This is a genomic window from uncultured Campylobacter sp., from assembly GCF_937890585.1.
In the GTDB taxonomy this organism is placed as follows: Bacteria; Campylobacterota; Campylobacteria; order Campylobacterales; family Campylobacteraceae; genus Campylobacter_A.
The window spans coordinates 1-1912 of the sequence record NZ_CALACG010000064.1 but is presented as its reverse complement, the minus strand read 5'-3'; the positions used below and the strand labels follow the sequence as shown (position 1 = coordinate 1912).

1 protein-coding gene is annotated in these 1912 nt (G+C 43.0%); it reads left to right on the top strand.

All coding sequences use genetic code 11. The annotated features are described in order from the left end of the window. Positions 1-1863: endonuclease MutS2 (locus tag Q0296_RS01670; protein WP_298035895.1), on the top strand; the 1863-nt coding region annotated here is incomplete at its 5' end. Positions 1864-1912 lie beyond the last annotated feature (49 nt).

Genomic DNA, 1912 nt, shown 5'->3' with positions numbered 1-1912 from the left:
GCAAACAGCTTTGATGAAAACGGCGAGTTTAGCGACAGCGTGGATGAGAGATTTGCTGCGATAAAGCAGGCATTTAGCGAGAAAAAGCGCCAGATCGACGCCGAGCTTAAAAAGCTCATCTACTCAAAGCACATCACGCCCTATCTAGTCGATACCCAGACGCACTACATCAACTCGCAAGAGGCACTTTTGGTGCGTGGTGGCTTTAATCACGCCCTAAAAGGCACCGTGATCGCTAGAAGCTCAGGCGGCTACTTCTACGTCGCACCTGCAAGCACCGAGCGCCTAAAAAAGGAGCAAAGCGAGCTACTTGATAGAAAAGAGGAGATCATTTTTGAGCACTGCAAGAAATTTAGCCTGCAGATGAGCAAGAGCCTGCTCTTTTTGAAATTTATAAATAACGCTTTTGATCAGTTTGATGCATATCAAGCGCGCGTAAATTTGGCTAGATCGCGTGATTATGAGTTTGTTTTACCAAATAGCTCGCACGTTATAAAGCTTGAGAAATTTGCCCATCCAGCGCTAAAAAACCCAAAGAGTGTGAGCGTGGATTTTAGCAAAAAGGTGCTTTTAATAACTGGCGTAAATGCTGGCGGTAAGTCGATGCTTTTAAAATCAATCATCTCAGCCACGCTACTTGCAAAGTATCTGCTGCCTATGCGTATCGACGCAAACCGCTCAAGCATCGGCTCTTTTAAAGAATTTGATGCGATCATAGAAGATCCGCAAAGCGTGAAAAACGACATCTCGACCTTTGCTGGCAGGATGGTGCATTTTTCAAGACTCTTTACTAAAAAATCGATCATCATCGGTATCGACGAGATCGAGCTTGGCACCGATTTTGAGGAGGCTGCGAGCTTGTATGGCGTCATGATAGAGCGCCTCATCACTCAAGATATCAAAATGATCATCACGACCCACCACAAGCGCCTTGCGATGTTGCTAGCTAAAAATCCAGAGGTTGAGCTAGTGGCGGCACTTTACGACGAGGCGGCTCAAAGGCCTAAATTTGAGTTTTTAAAAGGCACGATCGGTAAGTCTTACGCCTTTGAAACAGCGGCAAGATACGGTATATCTCAAAATTTAGTGGCGCAGGCAAAGAAAATTTACGGCGAAGATAAAGAGAATTTAAACGAGATCATCACAAAGACGCTAAATTTACAAACTAAGCTTGATGAGGGGATAAAAGATGTCACGGCAAAGGAAGAGCGGCTGGAGCGCTTGCTTGAAGAGCAAAAAGAGCTAAAAGAGAGAAATGAGATCAAGCTAAATGCGACTATTTCTCGCCTTGAAAAAGAGTATTTTGACGCGATAAATGCGGCAAAAGCTGTTATAAATTTCAAAGAGATAAAAGACAAGCAAAGGGCGCTAAACGTGGCAAATGAGAAAAAAGCTGCCATCGTTAAGCCTAAAAAAACTGAGCGAGAGAGCCTAAAAGTAGGCGATAGAGTGAAATATGAAAATATAAAAGGCACGGTTTTAAGCATCTCTAAAAATGATGCGATGATCGAGTCAAATGGCATAAATTTGCGTGTGCCACTGGAGCTTTTAAGAAAAAATGGCAACGAAGTGGCCACGCCTAAAAAAAGTAGCGTTAGCCTAAATGTCGATAAGCCAAAAACGGCGTCATTATCGCTTGATCTGCACGGTATGAGAGCTGACGAGGCGATAGCAAAGCTTGATAAATTTATCTCAGATAGTCTTGTTATGGGATTTGATGAGGTTAGCGTATTTCACGGCATCGGCACGGGTAAGCTAGCCTTTGCAGTCAAAAATTTCTTAAAAGAGCATCCAAGCGTGAAAGAGTTTTTTGACGCACCGGCAAACCAAGGTGGATACGGCGCTAAGATCGTTAGGTTTTAGTCAAAATTTTAATGAAAAAATGAAAGATTGATTTTATATAGCTTAGATA